The organism is uncultured Corynebacterium sp. (assembly GCF_902489365.1).
GTDB lineage: Bacteria > Actinomycetota > Actinomycetes > Mycobacteriales > Mycobacteriaceae > Corynebacterium.
This window is the reverse complement of the sequence record NZ_CABTZR010000003.1, coordinates 1-17,328: the sequence shown is the minus strand read 5'-3', so window position 1 is coordinate 17,328 and position 17,328 is coordinate 1. Positions and strand designations below refer to the sequence as shown.

Below are 17,328 nucleotides of genomic sequence, written 5' to 3'. Positions count from 1 at the left end.
GGGTATGCACATCAGCGAGCTGCCCGAACGTACCCAGGATTACCTCAAGATCCTCTGGACCTATGAGGAGAAAGAGGGCGCTAATACCGCGATGCCGCTGGGGGACCTAGCTAAAGCGGCGGGGCAGAAACTGCCCACTACTTCGGAGGCGGTCAAGCGCCTGGCCGCGAAGGGGCTGGTGGAACACGAACGCTACTTTGGTGTTCGGCTTGTTGAGGAAGGCCGGCGGCTGGCTGTGGCAATGGTGCGCCGGCATCGACTCCTGGAAACCTTCCTCGTGCGCACTCTGGGCTATACCTGGGATGAGGTGCACGATGAGGCGGAAATGCTAGAGCACGCGACGTCCGACAGGCTCGTTGAACGCCTCGATTCTTTCCTGGGCAACCCCGCCCGCGATCCGCATGGTGATCCCATACCTGCCCCGGATGGCACTGCCGAGCCGGTCTCGCGCATTACGCTTATCGACGTCCCCGCGCAGACCCCCGTCACCGTGGAGCAGGTCACTGACGCTGATGGCGAATTTTTGCGCTACCTGGATAAATATGGAGTGCGGCCGGGGGTGGAAGTGACCGTCGTTGCCCCCTCGGTCGCGGGTGTGCTCGAGGTTGCCGTAGACGGCGGTTCGAGTTTCCCGATCGGGGAATCCGCTGCGCGCGGTATCGCCGTACGCAGCATCAGCGAAGCGGAGGTTTAGGCGCTCCACAGCCGGGTGACGGCGAGGCGGTCAACCTTGCCGGGGCCGGTGGTGGGGAGCTCGGCTAGGCGCTTGAAGTCCTTGGGGATTTGCCACCGGGGAAGGCCACTATCGTCGAGAGCCACAAGGATATCGCCGACATCCGCCCATCCGGTATAGGCAGCGACGATCATCTGTCCCAAGCGTGGGTGGGGGATGCCGACCACGCACACGCCGTCCACTCCCGGCACGTGCAGGATGTGCTGCTCGAGCTGCTCTGGGTGGAGCTTGAGCCCGCCGGTGTTCAGGATGTTGTCGAGGCGCCCGGTGACGGTGAGGTGGCCGTCGTGAAGCGCGCCGGCGTCGGAGGTAGCAAACCACGAGGTGCCGGACTCATCGACCACGAAGGCATCTGAGTCCACGTTTCGGTAGCCCTGCGCAATCATGGGCCCGCCAAGGTAAATGCGCCCCTCGTCGCCGAGGCGAACACGAGCGCTATCCAGTGGCTGTCCGTTGTAGACGCAGCCACCGGAAGTCTCCGAGGAACCGTAGGTGGTGACGATGGTGATGCGCAGCTTCTTCGCTGACTCCAACAACTGTGGGTGGGTGGCAGCACCTCCGACGAGGATGGCGTCAAAGGTGCGCAGGGCCTCGATTCCCTCTAGCGAATCCATGGCCTTGGCCAGCTGCATGGGGGTCAGTCCCGTGTATGAGCGATCCCCGGTGGCGGCCAGCTCGTGCGCAGCGCAGGCGAAGTCGGGGATAGAAAAACCTTCCGACAGGTCAAGACAGAGCGGCTCTACACCCGCGACGAGCGAGCGGATTAATACCTGGATTCCCGCGATATGGGCGGCGGGCATGGCTAGCAGCCACTGACCGGTGCCGCCGAGAGCGCGGTGCGTGGCATCGGCGCTGGAGACCAAGTTGGCGGCCGTGAGTTGCGCGCCTTTCGGCGTGCCCGTGGACCCGGAGGTGGCCACGACCAGCGCGATGGAGGAATCAATAGGTTCTCCTGCGCGCATGTGGTTGCGCAGGAGCTGCGCGCGGGTGCGGTCCTCCGCCGGGACGGGCAGGAAGGCGGCTTGTCCTGCGATGGCCGCCTCCAGATCAGGGAGGATGGCGGCGGGGTCATGTGGATTGACAGGCAGAGGAGAGAGGATGGTCACGGTTAGCTAGGTTACCGCCCGCGGTGCTCGTAAGGGTTGATGAGCGCATCCTCCTGATCGAAGGGGCGCTCGCCGTCCCTCTGAGCCTGCTGGATGCGGCGCAACATCCACACTCGCGATGCAATGACGGCAATGAGCGCGATGGCCGCGAGGGCAATGGCGAAATACAGCACTTCAGGCTCTCCCTGGGTGAAGGTGATTGGTGGTAATTAGGATAGCTGGCAGGTCCCTACCTGCCCTCCCTACTGGCTTAAACCTTAAGAAGTGGCCTCGTGTGTCTCGGGGGTGTCTTCTTCCGTGGAGAAGCAACCTAGGACAAAAATCAGCACCAGCATGGCGGCGATGGTTGCGCCAACGGCGACGCCCGCCCGTAGCAGCCATGACCATTCGGTAAAGTGCCGCAGGGAAACCAAAAGGATTAGGCAGAGGACAAGTCCGATTGGGCGGGTTATCTGATTGATTTTCTCCGTGGTCAAGGTTGCCTCCGTGGGAGCTATAGTTACTGGCGTTAACTGTCCCGGATATTACCCGTTTTTTATCTTTCGGGTGGAAGAGAAGGCACGAGCCCTCGATGGAGGCCTAGTAGTAGTACGGGAAGTCATCCCAGTTGGGCTCGCGCTTTTCCAGGAAGGACTCCTTGCCCTCGACGGCCTCGTCTGTCATGTAAGCCAGGCGGGTGGCTTCGCCGGCGAAGACCTGCTGGCCCATGAGGCCGTCATCGGTGAGGTTGAAGGCGAACTTGAGCATGCGCTGGGCGGTGGGGGACTTCATGTTGATTTCACGCCCCATCTGGATGGCGGCGTCTTCCAGCTCGGCGTGGTCAACTACCTCGTTGACCGCACCCATCTCGTACATGCGCTGCGCGTCGTAGGTGCGGCCCAGGAAGAAAATCTCGCGGGCGTATTTCTGGCCCACCATCTTGGCCAGGTAGGCCGAGCCATAGCCGGCGTCGAAGGAGCCGACGTCGGCGTCAGTCTGTTTGAAGCGGGCCTCCTGGCGGGAGGCAATGGTCATATCGCACACCACGTGCAGGGAATGCCCGCCGCCGGCGGCCCAGCCGTTGACCACGGCGATGACCACCTTGGGCATGGTGCGGATGAGGCGCTGGACCTCCAAGATGTGTAGGCGGCCGCCCTCAACCTTCTCGCGGGCGGTGTCCACGGTGGATTCATCGGCAGTCGCGTCATCATGCGCATGCTCCGTGGCATAGCGATACCCGGAGCGGCCGCGGATGCGCTGGTCACCGCCGGAGCAGAAGGCCCAGCCGCCGTCCTTTTGGGATGGCCCGTTGCCGGTTAGCAACACCGTGCCGACATCCGGGGTGCGGCGCGCGTGGTCCAGCGCGCGATAAAGCTCATCCACCGTGTGCGGACGAAACGCATTGCGCACCTCGGGGCGGTCGAAGGCGATGCGGACGATGCCGTCCTTGCGCTGGGGCTTCGGACCGTCACTGATGAGCCGGTGATAGGTGATGTCCGTCAGGTCTTCAAAGCCCTCGACAGGACGCCAGAGCTCCGGCTTGAAAGGATTATCTGTGCTGTAGTTTTTCTGCTCGCTCATGGCACACCAGCTTAATTGGAAAGCGGTGCGCCGGAAGTATAGTCCCCATTCCCAAACCCTCACCCACACTCTCCGCCCAGCGCGGCGGTGATAAACAATAAACAATACTGCGGGATTATCCCCGTCAATGTGCACGTGTACTCCGTACCAGCGCGGTACACCATACAGTGGGACGGAATCGAACCTCCCTGCCTTCTTGCGCTACGAAGGCGCCTGAGAAGCACTGGACTTTTCCCTGCCCAGAAAGGGTTGCGCTCGCTGCGAAGAGTGTGGGCTACCGTCGTGTGCGGCTCAGCGCACACGACATGACTAAATGTCGAACGACATGACGTGCCGCACGAGTGCGGCACAAGAAGCGGCAGTCGCTATTTAGTTATCAGTTCCGTATTCCAGTTCAGCTGCTGGATGCGGGTATCCAGCTCGCGGTACTGGCGGGCCAGATCATCTGCGCGCTCGCGCAGCTTTGGCACGGGCACGGTGGCCACGAACTTGATCTCCGAGCGGGAGTAACGGTCGTGGCGCGCACCCGCACGCTCTGCCAATCCCTGGTAGATGCGTCGCTTGCGCAGCAGACCATCACGCAGCGCCAGCGCTTCCATGAGCGTGATCTCATCGTCGAACGCGGTGGCCGTGTTCGTGGCGTTGATCGCGATGACGAGCTCATCGATGCGCTTGGTCACGCCCTCGAGTTCTCGGAGGAGATCCGTGGGGTTCTCATCCGGTTCATCGCCTTCCTGAATGCGGACCGTCGCCGCGAGGCGGTCACTCAGCGAGTTGAGGCGCTCCTGCGCCTGGGCGCGCTCGGCCAAGGCTTCAGCAAGTAGCATGGTTGCTCCTTCACCCTTGATGGGATTCATTGTCTAAGCAATTGTACGGCAGTCAGTAGGCTCCGCCTTAGAGCCGTGACGGTTCTAACAAATAGGGCCCCAAAACTTCGATGATCTGGGGCCTTATTTGATCGTTGTGTACGTTGCGCACGGTTGGTTGGTACGTTTTCGTAAATATGCCCGCAGTTTTTTCGGATTTGGGGGACCGTATTTACCAAAACGTACCGCGGGCTCAGCGAGCACCGGTGAGCCTGGGCGGAAACCGCTACCCAATAAACATGAACGCAAACAGCGTATTGAGCACCGTCGCCACAATCATGGGTACGGAGGTGCGCTTGACCAGCTGGATGGGGTTGACCTTGATGGCGCCGGAGACAATGAGTACCGCGGCGTTGACCGGGGAGACCTGGCGCATGAGGTTGGACGTACCCCAAATGGCGGTGAGCATCTGCGGTGCGTGGATGGAGGTCTGCGAGGCCAGGTTGGGCACCACTTCAGAGAAGGCGAAGTAAGGCGCGGTACCGGAGCCGGTGAGTGCGGCCATCGCGGCGGTGGCAGCGACGAAGACGAGGACGATAAGGACGGCGGCACCGGAGGAGCCTTCGGCGGCGTCGATAAGCATGTCGATGACACCCATCTGCGTAATACCTTCCACGAGGACGGCGGCGGCGACCAGCAAGGCCACGACGCCCGCGGCACCCTCGCCCATGCCCTTGAAGAAGCTAGAGATGGAATCCACAGCACCGGTGACGGTGCGCTTGCGGATGGACTCAATGATCATCGCGATGAACAAGGAGACCACCGTCACCGGGAGGATGCCGCCCTCAAAGGGGATGACACCCAAACGGTTAAGAATGGCGGAGATAATGATGAGCAGCAGCGGCATGAGTGGGAGCACGGCGTAGTAGCCCGGCAGGGAAGCAGCGCGGGCGATGGCTTCCTCGGTGGCGTCATCGTGCATCGAGTCGGCGGTGACCTCACCGGAGGCCAAGGCCTTGCGGGCATCTGCCTTATCGCAGCGGTGCTGCCACCACATGTGGACGAAGGCCGTGATGAGGAGCGTGGGAACCGTGGCGTAGGCGACGGCACCGTAGACGAATTCCGTCGGCGTCATGTTGGTGAGGTCGGCGCCCTGAATGAGGCCTGCCTCCAGCGGAGTGGGAACGATGGTGGAGGAGGTCACCACGATGGCGCCCACGGTCAGCGGTGTCAGGCCCGCGGCGATGAGCGCTGGCAGGAGAGTGGCCACGAGCAATAGGGAAAGCGCTGCGGCCGAAGGAATCACCAACGACAGGAGCGTACCCAAAATGAAGCCCACCGGAACCAGCCAGTAGGAACCTTTGAAGCGCTTGAGCGGTGAGGAGAGCACCACGACCGTCTTGGCGTCGGCACCGATGTGCCGCATGTAGGACACGAAGCCGAAGAGCACCATGATTGCCATGCCGATGCCGGAGAAGCGTGCCTTGAACAGTGCGTCGACGACAAGCAGCTGGTCGTAGAAGGCATTGCCGCTGGCTTCGATTTCGGTGGTGCGGAAGTCCGCGCGCCCGGTGAGAGCGGCGAGCATGAGTAGGATTACGCCAACAGCAAAGATGGAGGCCGCGGCGTGGACTTTCTTATAGATGAGGTAGACAACTGCGGCGATGGCCAGCAGTGCGATGAGAAGGTAAAGCATCTGAGGATCCTTCTTCTGGTTATATCCACTTACCGTTATAACCTAACACCGGCTATGACAGGTGTCGCACCCAACCCCCACACGTACGATGAAACCCATGCATATTGATGACGTCCTCGACCGCGCCCACGTGGTATCCCTGCCCCTCGCCGTGAAGTTCCGCGGCATTACCACCCGGGAAGCACTGCTTATCGACGGCCCCGCGGGCTGGGGTGAGTTCGCCCCCTTCTTGGAGTACGGGGCAGAGGAATCCGCGCGCTGGCTGGCCGCCGGACTGGAGGCGGCCTACGAGGGCTTCCCGGAGCCCGTGCGCGAGTGGGTAGAGGTCAACGGCACAATCCCCGCGGTCCCCGCCGAGCAGGTGCCCGAGGTCATGGAGCGCTACCCCGGTTGCCGCACCTTCAAGATCAAGGTGGCGGAGAAGGGGCAGAGCCTGGAGGATGACATCGCGCGCGTTCACGCCGTCCGCGCCCACATCGAAGCCAAAGGCCGTGTGCCGGTGCTGCGCGTCGACGCCAACTGTGGCTGGAGCGTGGAAGAGGCCGTTGTTGCGGCAAAGGAAATGATGCCGCTGGATTACATGGAGCAGCCGTGCAAGACCGTCGAGGAACTCAAGGAGGTGCGCACCCAGCTCATGCACGCCGGGATTTTCGTGCGCGTGGCGGCCGACGAGTCCATCCGCAAGGCCAGTGACCCTTACCGGGTGGCGGAGTTGCAGGCTGCAGACGTCGCCGTGGTCAAGCCCGCGCCACTGGGCGGTGTGCGCAAGGTTCTCGAGGTAGCCGCCCACCTGCGCGAGCGCCACATGGACATCACGGTGGCCTCCGCACTGGACACCTCTGTGGGAATCTCTATGGGCTTGGCTGCGGTGGCCGCCTTGCCGCAGATCTATGACGACGAAGACATCGACGTCACCCCGGCTGCCGCGGGCCTGGCCACCGGATCGCTGTTCCTTGAGGATGTGACAGCACCGCGCGAGCTTGTCGACGGCTCCCTGCGCGCCGAAGCCCTTGCCCCCGACCCGGATCGCCTCAGCGCGCTCGCCGCGCCGGGCGAGCGGCGCGACTGGTGGTTCGAGCGCGTGCGTCAGTGCTGGCCGCACCTTTAAAATCACAGCTCACGGCCCATGTCCGGAGGTCAGCGTAGGCTGGCGGGCATGACGATTTCCGTGAGAGACGCGCACCTGCACAACCTTCGCAACGTGGATGTGGACCTCCCACGCGGCCAGCTCGTGGCCGTGACGGGGGTGTCCGGCTCCGGCAAGTCTTCGCTGGCCTTCGGCACTATTCATGGCGAAGGCCAGCGCCGCTACCTGGAGTCCGTCGCACCCTTTGCCCGCCGTCTTATTGCCTCCGCGGTGGACCCGCAGGTCGGCCGTATCGAAGGGCTGCCGCCGACGGTCGCGCTGCAGCAGTCGGCGGCCGCAAGCAGCGCGCGCTCCACCGTGGGGACGATCTCCGCCATGTCGAACTCCGTGCGCCTGCTCTACTCGCGCTGCGGTGACAATCCGGAGGGGCTGTACTCCGATTCCTTCTCCCCGAATACCCCGGAGGGCATGTGCCCGGAGTGTCAGGGCACCGGCGTAGTCCACGAGCCCACGGAAGCCTCGATGGTGCCGGACCCTAGCCTGAGCATCGAGGATGGCGCAATCGCTGCGTGGCCCGGAGCCTGGGCAGGCAAGAACTTCCACGACATTCTGCAAGAACTGGGCTATGACCTGGATTCGCCGTGGGAAGACTTGCCGAAGAAAGACCGCGAGTGGATCCTCTTCACCGAGGAACGCCCAGTGGTGACCGTCAAGCCGCGCCGCGGGGCGGATCAGATCCAGCGCAATTACGAGGGTACGTGGCGCTCCGTGGCCAGCTACCTGACCAAGACCTATGCGGAGACGAAGTCGGACACACTTCGTGCACGCGTCTTGAGTTTCATGGAAACCCGCCGGTGCGATACCTGCCAGGGGCGCCGGCTGACGGCGAAGGCCCTCAAGGTCACCTACGCCGGGCTGCCTATCGACGAATTCAATGCCCTCCCGCTCAGCGAGGCCTACGAGCTGCTTAACGGCCAAAGCCCACAGCCGAATGATGCCGAAGACCTGCTCCTCAAGGCCCTCCTTCCGGCCCTTGAATCCGCACTGGAACTCGGCCTGGGGCACCTCAGCCTGGATAGGCCTACGGACACGCTCTCGGGTGGTGAGATCCAACGCCTGCGCCTAGCCGCGCAGCTGCGCTCAGGGCTCTATGGCGTGACCTATGTCCTGGATGAGCCATCGGCCGGCCTGCATCCGGTGGAGCGGGGTGCGGTGCTCGATATGTGCCGTCGCTTCATCGCGGAGGGGAACTCGGTGCTGCTGGTGGAGCATGACATGGAACTGGTCAAGCAGGCCGATTGGATCGTGGATGTCGGCCCGCTCGCCGGTGAGCGCGGCGGCCAGGTGGTGTACTCGGGTCCCGTCGCCGACTATATTGCGGCGGCGGACTCCGCTGATACCCCTACCGCGCGTGCCTTGGCCCGCCCTCGCCCCACGCCCAAGGCCGATGCGCGCCCGGCGCACGGGGACATCGCGCTGCGTCAGGTGCGCTCGCACACCATCGATGGCCTCGACGTGGACTTTGGGCTGGGCCAGTTCACGGCTATCACTGGGCTCTCGGGTTCCGGTAAATCCACGTTGCTGGCCGCGCTTCATGACACGCTCACGGGGCCAAAGTGTCCGGAGCAGGTCAAGCGTGTGGTCTCCATTACCCAAAAGCCAATCGGCCGAACCCCGCGCTCCACGGTGGCGACGTACACCAACCTCTTCGACAATGTGCGCAAGCTCTTCGCCGCCACGCCGGAGGCCAAGAAGAAGAAATGGACGGTCTCGCGCTTTTCCTACAACGTCAAACAGGGCCAGTGCCATACCTGCGGCGGTGCCGGCCAGATCGAGGTCGAGCTGGTCTTCCTGCCCGGCTCCTATACCCAATGCCCGGACTGCCAGGGACAGCGCTATAACGATGACACCTTGTCCATCCGTTGGCAGGGCAGGACCATCGCGGACATCCTCGACCTCACGGTGGAAGAAGCTCTGGAGGTCTTTGCTGATGAAGCGCCGATCCTCCACGCGTTGCAAACCTTGGAAGCGGTGGGGCTAGGTTACCTGCGCCTGGGCCAGGGCGCCCCGGAGCTCTCCGGCGGTGAGGCCCAGCGCATCAAGCTCGCCACGGAACTTCAGCGCTCCCGCAACTCGCGCCGGGGCCATACTGTCTACCTGCTGGATGAGCCCACCGTGGGCCTGCATCCGGCCGATATTGACCTGCTCATTACTGAGCTGCACTCGCTGGTGGATGCCTCGCATACCGTCGTGGTGGCAGACCACGACCGTCACCTCATCGCTGGTGCTGACCGGGTCATTGAGATGGGCCCGGGCTCCGGCGCGGAGGGCGGACAGATCGTGGCGGATGGCACACCGGCTCAGGTCGCGGCGGGTGAGACGCCCACCGGCCGGGTGCTAAGTGGCGCGGGTGCACGATAAGGTAAATCCCATGACCAACAACAACGGCGACAACGAGACGCGGCAGTTCGGCCGCGTCAACGGTGAGAACGAAACCCGCCAGTTCGGCGCGCCCCAGCAGCAGCCGCCACAGCGTCCCCAACAGCACTTCCCAGAGCCTGGCTCCCAGAACACGCAAGCTTTCGGCCAGCCCTATCAGCAGGGCTATGACCAGAATTATCAGCAACCGCAGTATGACCCGGTTCCGTCGAGCTACCAGGTGGAGGAGCCGAAGAAGGGTGGGGGAGCCTTGGCCTATGTCTTCGCTGCTATTGCCGCCATCGCCGTCGTTTTCGCCGGCGTGCTGTTCTTCCTCTGGCGCGGTGCGGCCGCGGATGCCAATAAACCGGCCCCAGAGCCGGTCACCGAGACCGTGACCACCGAAGTCCCTACTACGGTGACTACCACGAAGGAATCTCCGCGGGATCGCCTCCCCACTGAGATTCCTACTGAGCTGCCACCGGAGGTCCCGACGGAGCTGCCGCCGAGCATCCAAGATCAGCTGGATCAGGGCGGATCTGACCTAGAGAGCCTGCTCAATGATCTCTTCGGCGAATTAGAGTCGGGCAACGGTGAGCCCGGTGCGGGCGGTGCAGAGAATGCCTAGCACACCTAATACACAGCCCGTGGAGTCCTCGCAGCCGGAGTCGATGCAGCTGGCTGAAGCACTCGCTGCTCAGCTCTCGCGGCACCTCACTGACGTCGTACTTTGCCCCGGCTCGCGCAACGCGCCGCTGTCTCTGGCGTTTCTCGCGCGCAGCGATATTCGCGTGCATACTCGCCTGGATGAGCGCTCCGCCGCCTTCGCTGCCCTCGGTCTCGCCCGCGTCCAGCGCCGGCACGTCGGCATCGTCATGACCTCCGGCACCGCGGTAGCCAATACGCTGCCCGCGATGGTGGAGGCGCATTACTCGCACACCCCGCTGGCGGTTATCAGCGCGGACCGCCCGGGCCGCTTGGTGGGCACGGGAGCTTCCCAGACCATTGAGCAGCCTGGCATCTTCGGTGTGTATGCAGAGACCACCCAGGTGGAGACCACGAGTGATATCCCGCTTATCGCGGAGCGCTTTTTGAATGATCGCCAGGTGCACATCAACGTGGCCCTCGACGCCCCGCTGGTAGGCGAAGAGCTGCCCGGTACCCCGACGGATTACACGCAGCACCGCGCGCGCACCCCGCGCTGGTCCAATCACGGCGAGGTGGCCGTCGATCTCAGTCGCAACACGCTCGTCATCGCGGGCGATGAAGCCTGGGAGGTAGAGGGGCTGGAGGATGTCCCCACCATTGCGGAGCCCACGGCACCCGCGCCCTATCGCCCGGTGCACCCGGCCGCGGCCCACCTGTTCCGCCGCGCTCAGGTGTCCGCCAATGACTACGTGGTCAACACCAAGGCGGACCAGGTCATCGTCGTGGGCCACCCCACCCTGCACCGTGGAGTTCTGGCGCTGCTCAGTGATCCTGATATCGACCTCATCTGCCTGTCCCGCACGGAAGACTTCACCAACCCGCGCGGCGAGGCCGCGCAGCTAGGAACCACCGTCAAGACCAGCGGCGAGCCCACGCGCGAGTGGATGAAAATCTGCGAAGGTGCGGCCCAGATGGCGGCCGACGGTGTTCGTGAGGTTCTGGCGGAGACCACCGGTGAGGACGCCACCAAGCCCGAGATCGGCTTTACCGGCCTCCACGTCGCCGCCGCGGTGGGCGATACCCTCGCTGTCGGCGATACCCTCGTCCTGGGCGCCTCCAACGCGGTGCGGGATGCGTCCTTCATCGGCCTGCCCTTCGACGGTGTGGAGACCTACTCGCCGCGCGGGGCTGCTGGCATCGACGGCACCGTCGCGCAGGCCATCGGTATTGCGCTGGCCACTCAGTCCCGCGAGGCCGACGCACCCCGCGCCCCGCGCACCGTGGCGCTCATGGGGGATGTCACCTTCCTCCACGACGCCACCTCCCTCATCCTCCCCGAAGACAACCCGCGTCCGGAGAATCTCACCATCGTCGTTTCAAACGACGACGGCGGCGGCATCTTCGAGGTGCTCGAGCAAGGCCGCGAGCCCCTCCGCCCCTCCTTCGAGAAGGCGTTTGGGACGCCGCATGGGGTGGGCGTCGCCAAGCTGGCGGAGGCTTGCGGTGCTGAGCACCGCGAGGTGAGCTCGGCGCAGGAGCTGCTCGATGTTCTCGCAGAGCTCAAGGAATACTCCACCGGCATCACCGTCGTGGAGGCGCATACCACCCGGTCCTCGCGCCGCGCGCTGCAGGAGGCGCTGAACGCCAAGGTAGGCCAGTAAATGCCGCGGCGCCGGGTACGCCAGCTGATCCTGGTGCTGTATGCCGCGGCATTAGTGGGTATGGCGGGAATGGTCATCGGCCCTTTCTTGAACGACCGCACCATCAACGCCAACCCCGGGCGCGCGCTGGCCACGGTGACGGACGTCGGCAGCCTGCGCACCTTCGTGGATTTCCAGGATGCCGAAGGTATCTATCACACCCCACCCACCGGGCTGCTTTATCCCACCGGGCTAGGAGAGGGCCAGCAGGTCTGGGTGCTCTACGCCAAGAACAACCCGGACCTAGTCAAGGTGGAGGGCCGCGAATGGACCCTGTCGCTCATCCCGGCGCTGTCTTCAGCAGCCGTCGCTACCCTGTTAGCGGGTGCCTTGTGGTGGGCAAGCGGGAAAGTTAACCGGAATTTAGCACGTGCTTTACCAGCCGAGCACTCAGGAAAGGAATGATGGGACGCATGCGTGTTGCCATCGTCGCGGAATCCTTCTTGCCTAACGTCAATGGAGTGACCAACTCCGTGTTGCGTGTCCTCGAGCACCTCCACGAGCACGGTCACGAAGCCATCGTCATCGCGCCCGGTGCCCGCAAGGGCCAAGAGGAAATCCCCGATTACCTCGGGTTCACCATCGTGCGCGTGCCCACCGTGCGCGTGCCGTTAGTGGATTCGCTCCCAGTCGGCGTTCCCACCTCCGCTGTGGACGAGGCGCTGCGTGAGTTCAAGCCGGACATCATCCACCTGGCCAGCCCCTTCGTCTTGGGAGCGGCGGGAGCATTTTCTGCACGTCAGCTACGCATTCCGGCCGTGGCGCTGTACCAGACCGATGTGGCCGGTTTCGCCACCAAGTACCACGCTTCCGCGCTGGCCTATGGGGTGTGGGAGTGGCTGCGCACCATCCACAATGCGTGCCAAATGACTCTCGCTCCGTCCTCGCTCACCATTGCTGACTTGGAGAAGCACAACATCAAGAACGTGCGCCACTGGGGTCGCGGCGTGGACTCGGAGCGCTTCCACCCCTCGAAGCGCTCGGAGGCGCTGCGCCGCGAGTGGGAGCCCACGGGGAAGAAAAAGATCGTCGGCTTCGTCGGCCGCCTGGCCGCGGAGAAGGGCGTACACCGCCTGTCCGCGCTTAACGGTCGCGAGGACATCCAGCTCGTCATTGTCGGCGATGGCCCCGAGCGCCCACTGCTGGAGGCGCAGCTGCCGGAGGCGGTCTTTACCGGCGCGTTGGGCGGCGAGGAGCTCGCAGCCGCATATGCAAGCCTCGACATCTTCGTGCACGCCGGCGAGTTCGAGACTTTCTGCCAGGCCATCCAGGAGGCGCAGGCCTCAGGCGTGCCCACCATCGGCCCGCGCGCGGGCGGCCCGGTGGATCTCATCGAGGAGGGCTATAACGGGCTGCTTCTCGATGTCCCCACCTTCGTCGAGGACCTCCCCAACGCCGTCGATGCGCTGCTCAACCCGGAGATCCACGAGGAGCTGCGGGAGAACGCCCGGAAGTCGATTGCCTCCAAGACCTGGCCGGCCCTGTGCGAGCAGCTGCTGGGCTATTACGAGGAAGTTCTGGAGAATGTCCGCGAGGTGCCGCTGACCATTTTGGGCCAGCGTCCGGAGCTGCCGCGTTGGGCCGCTCGCGCTCTGGGAGCGCGCGTCGCCTAGACTAGGCGCTTGTGTCTAAGGCAGATCTGGAGAAGAAGCCCTTCGATGTCGCGCGCATGTTTGACGCGGTGGGCAAGAAATACGACATCACCAACACGGTGCTGTCCTTTGGTCAGGACGCACGCTGGCGCCGCCTGACCCGCGAGCGGCTGAACCTGCAGCCGGGGGAGAAGGTCCTTGACTTGGCTGCCGGAACGGCCGTCTCTACCGAGGAGCTGTCCAAGTCCGGCGCGTGGTGTGTGGCCTGTGACTTTTCCCTCGGCATGCTCGCGGCTGGCGAGGAGCGCGATGTGCCCAAGGTGGCCGGCGATGGAATGCGCCTGCCTTTTGCGGATAACACCTTCGATGCGGTGACCATTTCCTATGGTCTGCGCAATATCCACGACTTCGAGCTGGGCCTGCGGGAGATGGCGCGCGTGACCAAACCCGGCGGGCGCCTGGCAGTAGCGGAGTTTTCCAAGCCGGTCATCCCGTTCTTCGGCACCGTGTACAAGGAGTACCTGACCCGCCTGCTGCCGCCGATTGCCAAGGTGGTCTCCTCCAACCCGGAGGCCTATATCTACCTCGCAGAGTCCATCCGCGCGTGGCCGGAGCAGCACGAACTGGCCGCTGCCATTAACCGCAACGGCTGGGAACAAGCAGGCTGGCGCAACCTGACCTTCGGCATCGTGGCGCTGCACTCCGCCGTTAAGCCCGCTTAGGGGCCCTAAGGCCAAAGTGCTCAGGACCAAAGGGGAGTATCGCGCCGCAGCGTGGAGACCGCCCCGCCGGCCAGCCGCCAGGCTCGGGCAAGCAGATCCTTGTCCTCGTCGGTGATGAGGTTTCCCATAAGCCGTGCCGCGGCCGGCATGAGCATGCGGCCCACCGGCCCGCGCATGGCCACAGGCCCGGCCAGCGGTAGGAACTGTGGGTACGTCAGCAGGCGCGCGGCGGTGCGGGCGAGCAGGAAGGCCTCGCCATACTCGGCGCGCAGCCGGTCTGGCCACGCCAAGGTGAGGTCCTTGGTGCCGAGCATCTCCACGGCGAGTGCCGCCGTTTCCAAGCCATAGTCGATGCCCTCGCCGTTGAGCGGATTAACGCAGGCTGCAGCGTCACCGATGAGCATCCAGTTCGCGCCGGCAACTCCAGATACCGCACCACCCATGGGCAGCATCGCCGAGGTGACGTTGCGCAGCTCGCCCAGACCCCATTTCGAACGCTGCTGCTCAGCGTAGAAATCCAGCGCCTTCTTCGTGTTGAGGCGGGCCGGGCGGGCGGCCGTGGAGAGCGCGCCCAAGCCGATATTGACCCCCTGGCCTAGCGGGAAGATCCAGCCATAGCCCGGCTGTACGACGCCCTCTGGATCCTTGAGCTCAACGTGGGAGTGCATCCACTCCTCGCCGTCGTTGGGTGAATCGGCATAAGCGCGTGCAGCAATGCCATAGACCTCCTCGCGGTGCCACGTGCGGCCCAGCTGCTTGCCAAACGTCGAGCGCACGCCGTCAGCCACGATGACCCACCGGGCGCGCACGCGGCGCTTGCCGACGGAGAACTCGACCAGCCGGTTGCCGTCCAGTTCCGGCTGTGTTGCCGTGCCGGTTAAAAGCTGCGCGCCGGCTGCCTGCGCAGCCTCAACCAGCAGCGCGTCGAATTCATAGCGTGGCAGCGCCGTGCCTTCGTGCGAGGGGTAGGTCTCAGGCCACGGGGCGGTCACGGTGCCGCCGAAGCCGTGTAGCTTGAGCCCGCGGTTGCGGTAGGAGGCGTTGACCTCGATGCCGAGGAGCTCCAACTGGTGCATGGCGCGCGGGGTCAGACCATCGCCGCAGGTCTTGTCGCGGGGGAAAGGGGAGGCGTCGACAAGCAGCGTCTCATGGCCGGCGCGTGCGGCGTGGATAGCGGCGGCAGCGCCAGCGGGCCCGGCGCCTACGATGGCGACGTCAACAAGGGTGGAATCGATCTGCTCCGACATGGGGACTATCATTGCACGGGATAGTGGCCACAAGTGTGTTGAGGGCCGTGCCATGGGCTACGGTAAGTAAACACTAGGATTTTTGAGCTTAAAGGAACACGTTTAATGTCACACGGCCAAACTCACGCCAAGCACGTGGACTTGGGGGATGCGCAGCTCACCGAGCGTATCAACGCCGGGATGGCTGCTGTAGAGGACCTGCTGAATACGGAGCTCGACCGCGGGCAGGACTTCATTAAAGACAAGGTGCGTCATCTTTCCCTTGCTGGTGGCAAGCGCTTCCGTCCAATGATGGCGTTGTTGGCCTCCGAGTTCGGTGAACGCTCGCAATCCCCTGAGGTGGTGAAGGCGGCAACCGTGGTGGAAATGGTCCACGTGGCTACGCTCTACCATGACGATGTCATGGATGAGGCGGACCGCCGCCGCGGCGTGGATTCCGCGAACTTCCGGTGGACCAACTCGGTGGCCATTCTGGCGGGCGATGCACTGCTCGCGCACGCTTCGCGGCTGATGAGCCAGCTGGATACCCACACGGTGGAGCATTTCGCGGAGACGTTCGAGGAGCTCGTCACCGGCCAGATGCGGGAAACCATCGGTGCTGGCGAAGCCAATGCCGTGGAGCACTACACGGCGGTCATCCGGGAAAAGACCGCGGTGCTCATTGCCTCCGCCGGCTACCTGGGCGCTTATCACGCGGGTGCGGGTCCGGAGCAGTGCGAAGCGCTGCGCCAAATCGGTGCGGCCGTAGGCATGATCTTCCAGATCGTCGACGATGTCATCGACATCTTCTCCGACTCCGAAGAATCCGGGAAGACCCCGGGCACGGACTTGCGCGAGGGTGTGTTCACCCTGCCGGTGCTCTATGCCCTGGAGGAGGAAGGCGAGGTTGGCGATGAGCTGCGCGCGCTGCTGACGGGCCCGCTTGAGGACGACGCCTCCGTACAGCGCGCCATCGAGCTGCTGTGGCAGTCGGGCGGCCGCGACAAGGCGCTGGCCGACGTTAACGCGTATCTGCGCGTGGTCGAGGACCAGCTCTCCCTGCTTCCGGAGTGCACGGCTAGTGAAGCACTGCGCCAGTTGGCGGACTATACCGTTCAGCGCGTGGGTTAAAAGGCCCTTCTGCCTGGCGATTTGCATGTTGGGCGGGAGTTCATAGTAAAGTACATAACCGCACTCAAGAGTGCATGCCAGGTTGCCCGAGCGGCCAAAGGGAGCGGACTGTAAATCCGCCGGCATTGCCTTCAGAAGTTCGAATCTTCTACCTGGCACAAAACAAATCCCGCAGACACATCACATGGGTCTGCGGGATTTTTCGATCCCCGGCCTGGCCCCGGCTTAGGGGGCTTAAGGGGGTTAAGGGTGGGGTAAGGGTCATTTCGATCAAATAAGGGGTCCGGGCCCCGAGAAACTGGGACGCTATTTGATCGAAATGTCGCCTCCGCCTATTGAAGGGGCGCGTACCAGGCTTAGGTGTCGTCTACTCGGCACAGTGGTTGCTTCGGGGTGTTCTTGGAGTGCTTAAAGGCCCTAAAAATGCCTCCCATGCTGGCGATTTGTGTTGTTTAAGCGTTTCGGGTTAATCTTTTCAAGGCTTCAACGAGAGCACAGCGGAGAAATTCCGTGACTCAAAGAGGCTGTGCCCCCTTAGCTCAGTCGGCAGAGCGTTTCCATGGTAAGGAAAAGGTCGACAGTTCGATTCTGTCAGGGGGCTCCATTCATGTTTCTGGAAGCTTTCAGAAGGTGAATATGGCGGTGTAGCTCAGTGGTAGAGCAAGCGACTCATAATCGCTGTGTCGCGAGTTCAATTCTCGCCATCGCTACCGGGAAAGAAAAGCGCCCGCATACGGGCGCTTTTTCACTACCGACTCCCAGCCTTATACGGCACGTGGTTTCCATGGGGAATCACCGTTCTGGTAGGGTTGTGCGTTGTCCCAAAAGGGCACGCAGAGGGGCGTGGCGCAATTGGTAGCGCAACGGTCTCCAAAACCGTAGGTTGCAGGTTCGAGTCCTGTC

The 17,328-nt window shown here is 63.5% G+C and carries 16 protein-coding genes and 4 tRNA genes; 13 read left to right on the top strand and 7 right to left on the bottom strand.

Going from position 1 to position 17,328, the window contains the following annotated elements:
* Window positions 1-4 precede the first annotated feature (4 nt).
* Window positions 5-694: a metal-dependent transcriptional regulator gene (locus RDN59_RS00810; RefSeq protein ID WP_070447976.1), complete on the top strand. Its 690-nt coding sequence runs from the start codon at window positions 5-7 to the stop codon at window positions 692-694.
* Here the strand turns inward: RDN59_RS00810 and menE are convergent.
* The 6 genes from menE to dcuC form a co-directional block, all read right to left on the bottom strand.
* Window positions 691-1,839 (bottom strand): o-succinylbenzoate--CoA ligase, encoded by a 1,149-nt coding sequence (menE, locus tag RDN59_RS00805; RefSeq protein ID WP_308606138.1) that lies wholly within the window; start codon window positions 1,837-1,839, stop codon window positions 691-693. The genes RDN59_RS00810 and menE overlap by 4 nt on opposite strands.
* Before the next feature lie 11 nt (window positions 1,840-1,850).
* On the bottom strand, window positions 1,851-2,012 hold the full coding sequence (locus tag RDN59_RS00800) for a hypothetical protein (protein ID WP_308606137.1): 162 nt from the start codon (window positions 2,010-2,012) through the stop codon (window positions 1,851-1,853).
* 84 nt (window positions 2,013-2,096) lie between these two features.
* Window positions 2,097-2,315: a hypothetical protein gene (locus RDN59_RS00795; protein ID WP_039673551.1), complete on the bottom strand. Its 219-nt coding sequence runs from the start codon at window positions 2,313-2,315 to the stop codon at window positions 2,097-2,099.
* 103 nt (window positions 2,316-2,418) lie between these two features.
* Entirely contained in the window at window positions 2,419-3,399 is a 981-nt protein-coding gene (locus RDN59_RS00790; protein WP_070526045.1) for a 1,4-dihydroxy-2-naphthoyl-CoA synthase, read from the bottom strand.
* Window positions 3,400-3,764: 365 nt separating this feature from the next.
* Complete coding sequence (locus RDN59_RS00785) at window positions 3,765-4,226, bottom strand: DIP1984 family protein (RefSeq protein WP_010189741.1); 462 nt, start codon at window positions 4,224-4,226, stop codon at window positions 3,765-3,767.
* A 265-nt stretch (window positions 4,227-4,491) separates the two neighbouring features.
* Complete coding sequence (gene dcuC, locus RDN59_RS00780) at window positions 4,492-5,901, bottom strand: C4-dicarboxylate transporter DcuC (protein WP_308606133.1); 1,410 nt, start codon at window positions 5,899-5,901, stop codon at window positions 4,492-4,494.
* Between the two features lie 97 nt (window positions 5,902-5,998).
* On the opposite strand from dcuC, the gene RDN59_RS00775 reads away from it, so the two are divergent.
* Genes RDN59_RS00775 through RDN59_RS00745 form a run of 7 tightly spaced genes read left to right on the top strand, consistent with a single transcriptional unit; the run spans window position 5,999 to window position 14,068 of the window.
* Window positions 5,999-7,009 (top strand): o-succinylbenzoate synthase, encoded by a 1,011-nt coding sequence (locus RDN59_RS00775; protein WP_308606132.1) that lies wholly within the window; start codon window positions 5,999-6,001, stop codon window positions 7,007-7,009.
* Window positions 7,010-7,057: 48 nt separating this feature from the next.
* Window positions 7,058-9,409, top strand: coding sequence for an excinuclease ABC subunit UvrA (locus RDN59_RS00770; RefSeq protein WP_308606131.1), 2,352 nt, complete (start codon window positions 7,058-7,060; stop codon window positions 9,407-9,409).
* A 10-nt stretch (window positions 9,410-9,419) separates the two neighbouring features.
* Window positions 9,420-10,034 (top strand): hypothetical protein, encoded by a 615-nt coding sequence (locus RDN59_RS00765; protein ID WP_308606130.1) that lies wholly within the window; start codon window positions 9,420-9,422, stop codon window positions 10,032-10,034.
* Window positions 10,027-11,715, top strand: a complete 1,689-nt coding sequence (gene menD / locus RDN59_RS00760; RefSeq protein ID WP_308606129.1) for a 2-succinyl-5-enolpyruvyl-6-hydroxy-3-cyclohexene-1-carboxylic-acid synthase — start codon at window positions 10,027-10,029, stop codon at window positions 11,713-11,715. The genes RDN59_RS00765 and menD overlap by 8 nt, the downstream gene beginning before the upstream one ends.
* Window positions 11,716-12,159: a DUF3592 domain-containing protein gene (locus RDN59_RS00755; RefSeq protein ID WP_308606128.1), complete on the top strand. Its 444-nt coding sequence runs from the start codon at window positions 11,716-11,718 to the stop codon at window positions 12,157-12,159.
* 8 nt (window positions 12,160-12,167) lie between these two features.
* Window positions 12,168-13,367, top strand: a complete 1,200-nt coding sequence (locus RDN59_RS00750; RefSeq protein ID WP_308606127.1) for a glycosyltransferase family 1 protein — start codon at window positions 12,168-12,170, stop codon at window positions 13,365-13,367.
* Between the two features lie 11 nt (window positions 13,368-13,378).
* Window positions 13,379-14,068, top strand: a complete 690-nt coding sequence (locus RDN59_RS00745) for a demethylmenaquinone methyltransferase (RefSeq protein ID WP_308606126.1) — start codon at window positions 13,379-13,381, stop codon at window positions 14,066-14,068.
* Window positions 14,069-14,088: 20 nt separating this feature from the next.
* On the opposite strand, the gene RDN59_RS00740 is transcribed toward RDN59_RS00745, so the two are convergent.
* Window positions 14,089-15,327: a geranylgeranyl reductase family protein gene (locus tag RDN59_RS00740; protein WP_308606125.1), complete on the bottom strand. Its 1,239-nt coding sequence runs from the start codon at window positions 15,325-15,327 to the stop codon at window positions 14,089-14,091.
* Between the two features lie 93 nt (window positions 15,328-15,420).
* On the opposite strand from RDN59_RS00740, the gene RDN59_RS00735 reads away from it, so the two are divergent.
* The 5 genes from RDN59_RS00735 to RDN59_RS00715 all read left to right on the top strand — a co-directional run bounded on the left by RDN59_RS00735 (window position 15,421) and on the right by RDN59_RS00715 (window position 17,328).
* The gene (locus RDN59_RS00735) at window positions 15,421-16,425 is read left to right on the top strand and encodes a polyprenyl synthetase family protein (protein ID WP_070744480.1); all 1,005 of its coding nucleotides are present in this window, start codon (window positions 15,421-15,423) and stop codon (window positions 16,423-16,425) included.
* 76 nt (window positions 16,426-16,501) lie between these two features.
* Window positions 16,502-16,583: transfer RNA gene (locus RDN59_RS00730), tRNA-Tyr, on the top strand.
* 370 nt (window positions 16,584-16,953) lie between these two features.
* A tRNA-Thr gene (locus tag RDN59_RS00725) sits at window positions 16,954-17,029 on the top strand.
* Between the two features lie 34 nt (window positions 17,030-17,063).
* A tRNA-Met gene (locus RDN59_RS00720) sits at window positions 17,064-17,135 on the top strand.
* Between the two features lie 135 nt (window positions 17,136-17,270).
* Window positions 17,271-17,328: transfer RNA gene (locus tag RDN59_RS00715), tRNA-Trp, on the top strand.

Bases quoted from the DNA above. Each gene is read 5' to 3' on its own strand.
- RDN59_RS00810 (WP_070447976.1), top strand. From the start codon at position 5: ATGCACATCAGCGAGCTGCCCGAACGTACCCAGGATTACCTCAAGATC.
- RDN59_RS00790 (WP_070526045.1), bottom strand. From the start codon at position 3,399: ATGAGCGAGCAGAAAAACTACAGCACAGATAATCCTTTCAAGCCGGAG.
- RDN59_RS00785 (WP_010189741.1), bottom strand. From the start codon at position 4,226: ATGCTACTTGCTGAAGCCTTGGCCGAGCGCGCCCAGGCGCAGGAGCGC.
- dcuC (WP_308606133.1), bottom strand. From the start codon at position 5,901: ATGCTTTACCTTCTCATCGCACTGCTGGCCATCGCCGCAGTTGTCTAC.
- RDN59_RS00775 (WP_308606132.1), top strand. From the start codon at position 5,999: ATGCATATTGATGACGTCCTCGACCGCGCCCACGTGGTATCCCTGCCC.
- RDN59_RS00770 (WP_308606131.1), top strand. From the start codon at position 7,058: ATGACGATTTCCGTGAGAGACGCGCACCTGCACAACCTTCGCAACGTG.
- RDN59_RS00765 (WP_308606130.1), top strand. From the start codon at position 9,420: ATGACCAACAACAACGGCGACAACGAGACGCGGCAGTTCGGCCGCGTC.
- menD (WP_308606129.1), top strand. From the start codon at position 10,027: ATGCCTAGCACACCTAATACACAGCCCGTGGAGTCCTCGCAGCCGGAG.
- RDN59_RS00755 (WP_308606128.1), top strand. From the start codon at position 11,716: ATGCCGCGGCGCCGGGTACGCCAGCTGATCCTGGTGCTGTATGCCGCG.
- RDN59_RS00750 (WP_308606127.1), top strand. From the start codon at position 12,168: ATGCGTGTTGCCATCGTCGCGGAATCCTTCTTGCCTAACGTCAATGGA.
- RDN59_RS00740 (WP_308606125.1), bottom strand. From the start codon at position 15,327: ATGATAGTCCCCATGTCGGAGCAGATCGATTCCACCCTTGTTGACGTC.
- RDN59_RS00735 (WP_070744480.1), top strand. From the start codon at position 15,421: ATGTCACACGGCCAAACTCACGCCAAGCACGTGGACTTGGGGGATGCG.